5 protein-coding genes and 2 pseudogenes are annotated in these 9,333 nt (G+C 65.3%); all 7 read left to right on the top strand.

Annotated elements, in window-relative coordinates; genetic code table 11:
* Positions 1-397 precede the first annotated feature (397 nt).
* The 7 genes and pseudogenes from AC2W7M_RS02585 to AC2W7M_RS02555 all read left to right on the top strand — a co-directional run bounded on the left by AC2W7M_RS02585 (position 398) and on the right by AC2W7M_RS02555 (position 8,660).
* Positions 398-1,318 (top strand): ArdC family protein, encoded by a 921-nt coding sequence (locus AC2W7M_RS02585; protein ID WP_486129798.1) that lies wholly within the window; start codon positions 398-400, stop codon positions 1,316-1,318.
* A gap of 219 nt (positions 1,319-1,537) precedes the next feature.
* Positions 1,538-3,604, top strand: a complete 2,067-nt coding sequence (locus AC2W7M_RS02580; RefSeq protein ID WP_486129796.1) for a ParB/RepB/Spo0J family partition protein — start codon at positions 1,538-1,540, stop codon at positions 3,602-3,604.
* A 69-nt stretch (positions 3,605-3,673) separates the two neighbouring features.
* Positions 3,674-4,883, top strand: a pseudogene (gene repA, locus AC2W7M_RS02575) (plasmid partitioning protein RepA).
* Positions 4,876-5,928: a plasmid partitioning protein RepB gene (repB, locus tag AC2W7M_RS02570; protein ID WP_486129794.1), complete on the top strand. Its 1,053-nt coding sequence runs from the start codon at positions 4,876-4,878 to the stop codon at positions 5,926-5,928. Before repA ends, repB begins: the two are co-directional and overlap by 8 nt.
* A 268-nt stretch (positions 5,929-6,196) precedes the next feature.
* A pseudogene (repC, locus tag AC2W7M_RS02565) lies at positions 6,197-7,413 on the top strand (plasmid replication protein RepC).
* A 154-nt stretch (positions 7,414-7,567) separates the two neighbouring features.
* Complete coding sequence (locus AC2W7M_RS02560) at positions 7,568-8,323, top strand: replication protein RepA (protein WP_486129792.1); 756 nt, start codon at positions 7,568-7,570, stop codon at positions 8,321-8,323.
* Positions 8,324-8,513: 190 nt separating this feature from the next.
* Positions 8,514-8,660 carry a hypothetical protein gene (locus tag AC2W7M_RS02555; RefSeq protein WP_486129790.1) on the top strand — a complete coding sequence of 49 codons (147 nt, stop codon included), beginning with the start codon at positions 8,514-8,516 and terminating at the stop codon, positions 8,658-8,660.
* The last annotated feature ends 673 nt before the right edge of the window (positions 8,661-9,333 follow it).

Here is a 9,333-nt window from a genome sequence, read left to right as displayed (position 1 = left end):
GAAGCTTGGAATCAATTTCGGCGCCGCGGAGCAAGTCTAGCATAACAAATCAATCAGTACTGGCATCCCGCCCGCAGGGCGGCCGGGGCTGTCGTGAACCGGGCCCGCAGGGCGGTCCCGGCGGCAGGCCGCTTCCATCCCTGATGCAGCATCGTCCGGCCGCGGACGCGGCCAGGGGAGGACGGGGGCGCTGCCCCATCCCTCCCCCCGCAAGCCCCGCCGGGGGGCCTCCCCGGTCTTCCTTCGCTTCGCTCCGTGCAGACGCGCGCCGCCGGCGCGCCCCTTCGGGCGGGTGATCCCCCTCCCCCCGCGGCGCTTGCCCCCCACCCTTCCCCGCGTTCGCCACGTGGCAGGGGTTCAGGCGGGGCTGAACCCGCTGCAGAGAAGGAGACCACCCATGACCGCGAAGGCCCCACGCGCCGACCTTTATTCAACCATCACCGACCGCATCCTGGCCGATCTGGAACAGGGCGTGCGCCCATGGTTCAAGCCGTGGAGCGCCGGACACACCGAGGGCCGGATCACCCGTCCCCTGCGCCATACCGGTGAGCCCTATTCGGGCATCAATGTCCTGTTGCTCTGGTCGGAAGCCGTCGCGCACGGCTACGCCGCCCCGCACTGGATGACCTTCAAGCAGGCCCTCGATTATGGCGCCCATGTGCGTAGGGGCGAGAAGGGCTGCCTTGTCGTCTATGCCAGCCGCATCGAGAAGACCGAGACGGGCGAGAACGGGGAGGACACCGAACGTTCCATCCCGTTTCTCAAATCCTATACCGTCTTCAACGTGGAGCAGATCGATGGTCTTCCGGAACGCTATCTCGCTCCTGCCGCGCCGCCGCCCGCCCCTTTGGACCGCATCGCCCATGCGGAAGCGTTTTTCGCGGCGACCGGCTCCGACCTGCGCCACGGCGGACATCAGGCCTATTACGCCCCGGCGCTGGATTACGTGCAGATGCCGCCCTTCGCGGCCTTCCGTGACGCCGAGAGCTATTACAGCACCCTCGCCCATGAGCATGTCCACTGGACCCGGCACCCGACCCGCCTCGCCCGTGATTTCGGACGCAAGCGGTTTGGTGACGAGGCCTATGCCCGCGAGGAACTGGTGGCCGAACTGGGCAGCGCCTTTCTCGCCCCCGACCTGCGGCTGACGCCCGAGCCGCGCGAGGACCATGCCGCCTATATCGCCAGCTGGCTCAAGGTTCTCAAGGGCGACAAACGGTTCATCGTGAGCGCCGCTGCCTTCGCCCAGCGGGCCGCGGATTTTCTGCACGGTCTCCAGCCGGGTTTGACGGCCGCCTCCGGCGCGGAGGCGGCATGACCACCCCTTGGGGGAGGACGGGGCGCCACCCCCATCCCCTCCCCCCGCAAGCGCCAACGGCACGGCCGAGGCTCCGCGCTGCGCTTGTGCGCCCGCACCACCCGCACCGTTGCCGCTTGCCCCCTCCCCTTCCCCGCGTTCGGCCACGTGGCAGGGGTTCAGGCGCGGCCTGAAACCCGCCTGACAAACCAAACCCAATGAAACCAAAGGAGAAATCCCATGACCATCACCATCACCACCATCCCGTTGACCAAGCTCGTGCCGTCCAAGGCCAATGTGCGTCGGACCGGCGCCGCCCTCGGCATCGAGGAACTCGCCGCCAGCATCGAGGCCCATGGCCTGCGCCAGAACCTCAATGTCCTGCCCGTCGCAGGCACGGACCGCTTCGAGGTCGTCGCCGGAGGCCGCCGACTGAGGGCGCTCAAGCTGCTGGCCAAGCGGAAAATCATCGCCAAGGACGAGGGCATTCCCTGCCGTATCCTCGACGAAGCGGAGGACGCAGGCGAAATCTCCCTCGCGGAGAACGCCGTGCGCCTCGACATGCACCCGCTCGACGCCTTCGAGGCCTTCGACCGACTGGCCACCGAGCAGCACATGCCCATCGAGGACATCGCCGCCCGGTTCGGCGTGACGCCCGCGCTCGTGGAACGGCGCCTCAAGCTCGCCCGCGTCTCTCCGAAGCTGCGCAACCTCTACCGCAAGGGCGCCCTCACGCTCGAAATCCTGATGGCCTTCACCATCAGTGACGACCACGCCGCGCAGGAAGAGGCGTGGAACACCCTGCCCGATTGGAACCGCACGCCTGCCGGCATCCGCACCGCCCTCACCGGCGGCACGGTCAAGGCCAGCCACAAGCTGGCGCGGTTCGTGGGCGTGGAGGCCTATGTGGCCGCCGGGGGCGGCATCCTGCGGGACCTGTTCGAGCCCGCGCATGAAGGCTACCTGACCGACCATTCCCTGCTGGTCCGCCTCGCGGGCGAGAAGCTCGCAGCCGCCGCGGCCGAGGTGGAGGCCGAGGGCTGGGGCTGGGTGAAGGCCGAGGTGGAGGCGGACCATTCCGCGTCCTATGGCTGGATTGAGCCTTTGCCCAATGACGACGAGGACGACGACACCGAGCGGTTCGCGCCCGAGGACATGGCGCGCGCGGGCGCCATCCTGCGCATCGACTATGACGGCAACATCAGCGTCATGCGCGGACGTGTCCGGGCCGAGGACCTGCAGGAGCCAGAGAGCGGAAGCGATGCCCCCTCCCCTGCCGCCGCCAAGACCCGCGAAGCCGGTGCGCTTCCCGCCTCCCTCGTTGCGGACCTGACCGCGCACCGCACCGCCGCCCTCCGGCTGGAGATGGTTCGCCAGCCCGCCGTCGCCCTCGCCGCGACGGTCCACGCGCTGGCGCTGGCCCTCATCTATCCCGTGTTCAGCGGCGCGGACAGCTGCCTTGCCTTGCGGGCCTCCAGCGAGGACCTTGCCCGTCATGTGCGCTGTCCGGCTGACAGCCCGGCGCACGCCGTGCTGGCCGAGGAAGGCGAACGCTGGCGCCGGGTTCTCCCGGAAAAGGCCGCCGGCCTGTTCGCATGGTGCCTCGACGCCGAGCAGGACACCCTGTTGCGCCTTCTGGCCCATCTCGCGGGCCTCACCGTCAATGCCGTCAACGACAAGGCGGCAGGCTTCGGCAAGAACCGCCTCGCCCACGCCGAGACCTTGGGAGTGGCCCTCAACCTCGACATGGCGCAGCACTGGACCCCGAGCGTCGACGGGTTCTTCGGCAGGCTCACCAAGGCCACCCTCGTTGAGGCCGCGGCCGAGGCCCGCGCGCCGCTGGCGGTGAACCTCGGCAACCCCAGGAAGGACGATGCCGCCCGTTGCGTCGCCAAGGCCATGACGGGGACCGGCTGGCTTCCGGCGCCCCTGCGCATCGAAGCCCCCCTCCCCCTGCCCCGGCCGAAGCCGCCTGAGATGGGCGTTCCGAAGGGCCCGGCGCCGAGAGGCTCCGGGCCTTTCCTATGCCCGCGCCGGGTGCCGGTGGACCTCCGGCGGCGTCGAGCCGCCATCGGCCCATGCGAGGAGCCCAGAGTCCTCCCCTCCTCGCGCTCCTCCCACCCCGTGCCCTGCGGGCGCACCTGTGCCGAGATTGATGCTCATCCCATGAGCAGGACGACAATTCTTGTGGGTTCGCTTGGAATCGCCGAAAACAGACGAAATTCGGCGCCTGTCGGCTGCCAAAACCACCGCGAATCGTTGCGCGTTAAGGTTTCGTTAACGCAATTTCGCTGGACGACCCCCTAGAATCGTGTCCTTCTCCAAATCGGGTTACAGCCGTTATCTCGGCATGAACCCGTTAAGAAGGGCGAACGGATGACACAGCAGGCGATCATATCTCACCGGGAGGAGCCGGAAGAGAAGATCGTGCGCCATGCCGGTCTGCTCTCCAGCCAGCTCCAGAGCATCCGCGAGCGGATGTATCCGCCAGAAGCCAAGAAGACCCTGCGCCGCTTCATGACGCATGAGGTCTCCAAGCTCACGTCAATTCCCGAACCCACCCTGCGTGTGCTTTCCAACGAGGGCAAGGGGCCGGTGCCCGAGCGGCTGGAAAACAATTACCGTGTCTACACCCTGGATCAGGTGAACGAGCTGCGCGCGCTCATGGCCGCGCAGAAGCCGTCCGACGCGCTGCGCTATCTGCCGCACCGTCGCGCGGGGGAACACCTCCAGGTCATCGGCATCGCCAATTTCAAGGGGGGCAGCGCCAAGACCACCACCTCCGCGCATCTCGCCCATTTCCTGGCCCTGCACGGCTATCGCGTCCTTGCGATCGATCTTGATCCCCAGGCCTCCCTGTCCGCCATGTTCGGCGCCCAGCCGGAGCTTGACGTTGGGGAGAACGAGACCATCTACGCGACCCTGCGCTACGGACCCGAACGGCGCCCCATGCGCGAGATCATTCGTAAGACCTACTTCCCGGGCATCGACCTCATTCCCGGGAACATCGAGGTCATGGAGTACGAGCACGAGACGCCCCGCGTGCTGGCGACCAAGTCGGCGCCGAAGGACAGTTTCTTTTTCGAGCGGCTCCGGCTCGCCATTGGCGAGGTGGAGACGACTACGACGTGGTCATCCTCGATACCCCCCTTCCCTCGGCTTCCTGACCCTCGGCGCGATCTATGCGGCGACCGGGCTCATCGTGACCGTTCACCCGGCCATGCTGGATGTCATGTCCATGAGTCAGTTCCTGCTCATGCTGAATGACCTGATCGGGGTCATCCATGAGAACGGCGCCCGGCTGCGCCAGGACTTCCTGCATTATCTGATCACCCGCCACGATCCCAACGACCAGCCGCAGGCGCAGATCGTCTCCATGCTGCGCCATCTGTTCGCCGAGGACGTGCTGGCGCCGACCGCCATCGAAAGCACCGCCATCGAAAGCGCGGGCCTCGCCAAACGGTCCCTCTACGAACTGGAGCCCGGCAATGTGGGCCGGGACACCTTCAGGCGCGCGAAGGATTCCATGGACGCCGTGAACGACCGCATTCTTGAACTGATCCGCCAGAGCTGGGGGCGTGCATGAGCAAGAAGCCCGCCAGCAAATCTATCACCGCCAACTTCGGGGTGCTGTCCTCCGCTCCGCCCGATCCGGTTCCGGCTCCGCCTCCGGCGCCTGCGGACGCGGCTCTCCAGCCTGGTCCGGCTGCCGCGTCGCCGCAGCGGCCCTGGCCCGGGTCGGCGCCGGCATCATCGGCGCGACCCAGCGCTCGCTTGCCGAAATCCGTGAGGAGCGTGACCGCCTGCAGAGCCTCGTCGCCAAGGGCGCGGGCCTGGAACTCGATCCCGGGATCATCGACCCCTCCCCTTTCCCGGACCGTCTTCCCGACGATTCCGACGCGGATTTCGAGGCCTTCAAGAAGACCCTGGCCGAGGAAGGCCAGAAGGTGCCGATCCAGGTGCGCATCCACCCGGACGCGCCCGAGCGCTATCAGGTCGTCTACGGCCATCGCCGCTGGCGCGCCGCCAAGGAACTGGGGCTGAAGGTCAAGGCGATCCTGATGGATCTGACCGACAGCGAACTGGTGGTGGCTCAGGGCATCGAGAACGCCGTCCGGCAGGACCTCAGCTGGATCGAGCGCGCCCTGTTTGTCTGGCGCATGGATCAGGCCGGCGTGAAGCCGCGAGACATCAAGGCGGCCCTCTCGGTCGACGACCCGGAGCTTGCCCGGCTTCGCGCCGTGACACGCAGCGTGCCCATCGAGGTGATCGAGAGTATCGGGCGGGCGCCCAAGGCGGGTCGCCCCCGCTGGACGACGCTGGCGGGCGCCATCAACGCCGATCCGGCCGCCCTGGGGCGGGTGCGGAAGGCATTGTCGTCGGACAAGGCGACGGGTTCGGATGACCGGTTTCGAAAGGCGCTCGGAGCGGCCGTCATGTCCCGACCGGAGACGCCGCCCGAGCTTGAGCTCCAGGATGGCGCTGGCAAGGTTGTTGGCAAGGCGGTGTTCGAAAAGTCCGGCGTTCGCCTGCGGCTCGACAAGGGTGACGGCGCAGCGTTCGCGGAATTTCTGCGGGAGCAGCTGCCGGAACTGATGGAGAAGTTCGCCGCCCGTACCGGAAGCGAATGAGTGTCCGGACCCAACCTTGTCAGCTGACAAGGTTGGGCGGAGTGCCCAGCCGGGAGAGCGGCTGTGCGTGTTGATGCGGCCCTGAAGAGAGGATCACCACAGGACAAAAAAGAAACGGCCCCCCGAAACGGAATTCCGGAAGGCCCTTCTCGTCGGTGTAGCGACTGCGAGAATCACACTTCCGAAAATCATAGTCAAGCGTCCCGGCCTGGGGCGGGCACCGTTTCGGTGAGCGGATCTGCTTTGCCTGAAGCAGAGAGGCGAAGACATGGAACCGCAGTACGCATCGACGCCCTTCGGGCGGCGGCCGATGACGCTTGCCCTTGTGTCAAACCAGCTTGTCGCTCGGGAGCGGGCGACAGACGCGGTCGTCCACAAGTGGCACGTCTTCAATGATATCCGGGAAGCCCGCGATGCGCTCGGCATCACCGACCGCGCGCTGGCCATCCTGAGCGCGTTGTTGACCTTCCATCCGGAAACCGCGCTCACGGGGCAGGGGGACCTGGTGGTGTTTCCCTCCAATGAGCAGCTGGTCAGCCGGGCCAACGGAATGTCGCCGGCGACCCTCCGGCGTCACCTCGCAAACCTTGTCGGGCAGGGCCTCATTGTCCGCAGGGACAGCCCAAATGGGAAGCGGTTCGCCCGAAAGGGGCAGGGGGGCAGATCGAGCAGGCCTTCGGCTTTGATCTCGCTCCGATCGTCGCGCGGGCGAGCGAGTTCCGCGCCCTGGCCGAGGAGGCGGTTGCCGCGCGCAAGGCGCTGAAGCGGGCCCGTGAGCGGGTGACCCTCTGCCGGCGGGATATCGCCAAGATGATCCAGGCGGGCGTGGATGAAGCCGTTCCGGCCGACTGGAGCGCGTTTCGGCGCGATTATGAGGCGATCGTCATGACGCTGACGCGCAAACCGTCGCTGGCGCTCCTCGGCGAGATCGAGGGAGCCCTGGAGGAACTTTGGGTGACGGTGAACAAGACGCTGGAGGAGTTCGTCAAAACTCAAAAATTGAACGCCAATGAGTCCCATTATGAGCGTCACAAACAGAATTCAAAACCAGACTCCCTATCTGAATCTGAACAAGCCCTCCGGAACGACGAGAAGGCGGCCAGCCCGGTGCAAGAATCCGCCCCGGGGGCGTCTGGAAAGAAGGACATTCCCCTCGGGGTCGTGCTCCAGGCGTGCCCCAATATCAGTTGGGTCACGCCTGGCGGAACGATCCGGACATGGCAGGACCTGGTGGACGCCGCTGACAAGGCCCGGCCGCAGTTGGGCATCAGTCCCAGCGCCTGGGCGGCGGCGCGAACCGCGCTCGGGGCGGGGGAGGCGGCGGTGACGCTCGCCGCCATCTATCAGCGATCGGATCAGATTCAGAGCCCCGGTGGCTATCTGCGGAATCTCGTGGAGCGCGCGAAGGAAGGCAAGTTCAGCGCCTGGCCCATGGTCATGGCGCTTCTGCGGGCCCGATTGGCGGAAGGCGCGCGGGCATCATGACGGCGATCCAGGGGCACCTTGTCAGCTGACAAGGTGCGTGGTGGGAGTCAGTCCCCAGGAAAGAACATTGCCGCGAAATCGGGCACGTCAGCCATAAGCAACTTGACCCGCCCAAGCTGCGCCATCAGCATCGGTTTCAAGGAAAGAAAAGCATGTGGGATTGTCAGCCAGAAAGCCGAAAGAGCTCATTGCGCCCGCCCCGGAGGCGGGCTCCAGAGCCGCGGGCATTCAGGGAGAGCTGACGCTTCATAGTCCCGGTCAGCTCCATGACCCTCTCGTCCACGGGCGCCTCATCCTTGAGGAACGATCGGCAACCCAGCCCAGCCAATCGTCAGGGCGGTCCACCAAGCTGCAGCGTGCCATCGACGGTCTTGGTGACATCCTGTCCAACCCTCCGGAAGGGGATGACGTCGGCTTCATGATGAGCATCTTCGCCAACTGCCATCTGCCGCGGGTTCAGACGAAGGAACGCAGCTATGCCCATAGGGGAGGGGACTTCGGCATCCTGATGACGGCCGGTGCCGCGACGGATCCGGCCACTGGCGAGGTCGTCGAGCAGCCGCTGCCCTTTGGCGGGAAGTCGCGGATCTTTCTCGCCTACATCAACACCCAGGCGGTGAAGACCGACTGCCGTGACATCTTCATGGGCGACAATATCTCCGACTGCATCCATAGGATGACCGATCAGCGCGTGACCGGAGGGGATCGCGGCAACCTCATCCGTTGGAAGCGGCAGCTCATGGCGCTCAGCACGAGCAACATGAGCATCGAAGACTTCCGCGAGACGTCGTTTGGAAAATCCTACGCCCAGCGGAAGTTCAACATCATCGATGAGTTCCGTTTGTGGTTGCCGGACCGCGCGGGCAGCGAAAAGTACCTGTTCAGCAATGTGCTCAGGCTCAAACAATGATTATTTTCAGCCGTCTGAAACACCAGGGCGCGGTTCCGATCGACCGGCGCGTCTTGCTAGCCCTTTTCAGAGCGGACCCTGGCGCAGGACATTTTACCTCTGGCTCGCCTATCGGCTCTTCAGCCTGGACAAATCCCTGGGCCTCCAATGGAACACGCTCAAGAAGCAGTTCGGGCCCCAGTACGCCACCGTGCGGCAGTTCAAGTACGAGTTCACCATCGCGCTGAAGCTCGCGCATGCCTATTACGGCGACGCCAAGCTCGATGTCACCAAGGACAAGTTGATCCTTCATCCCTCTCCGCCAGCCGTGCGCCGGCGTTTGCATCGGGTCTTGTAAGTCATTGTATTTACATGACCAGCTTACGCATATTGGCTGACACTCCCCGCTCCGGCGGGGTCTTTTCATGGGCGTCAAAGCCTGAAAACGCGGTCAGTTTGTGCGGATCTTATCGATCTTCGGCCGAAAGGCAGTCGTCCGAGGGGCTACACATACCTCCGGACGGGCCCTGCGGGAGGTTACGCATACCCGCTGACACCCGGGCCGAGGTTATCCACGCATACCCACTGGCAATGTCCACGTTATCCACGCATACCCACTGACAATGTCCACGTTATCCACACAGACCTGCTGACGCTTCAACGCATACGTGCCGACAAATCGCAGTGGCGAATCTTCGCCGTTTCTTGCGCACCGAGCGCATACCCGCTGACGGAATCTGCGCATACCCGCCGACCAATACTAATAATTATACTAGGACATGATTAAAAACTAATAGTGGCGAGAGGGGATAACTCACCTCCTGACATTTTAGGCTGCCGGTCCCGCCGAGAGGAGAGGGGGAGAGCCCCCTCTCTCTCTCCAAACCCACCCGCGAGGGGGACCCTCGAAGGGTCCCACCCTGCTTCCCACTCTCTCCCCCCCTCGTGCCTCGCCCACGGACAGGGGCACCCGACAGCTGTAAAAAGGCCAAGAAGATTCTGATGGGGCGGGGTTGGCCGCGAGCCACGCC

The sequence above is a fragment of the Xanthobacter sp. BG11Y11_SDJG genome (assembly GCF_057364445.1).
Note: the sequence above shows the minus strand (reverse complement) of the source record. Positions and strands in the feature narration are given on the sequence as shown.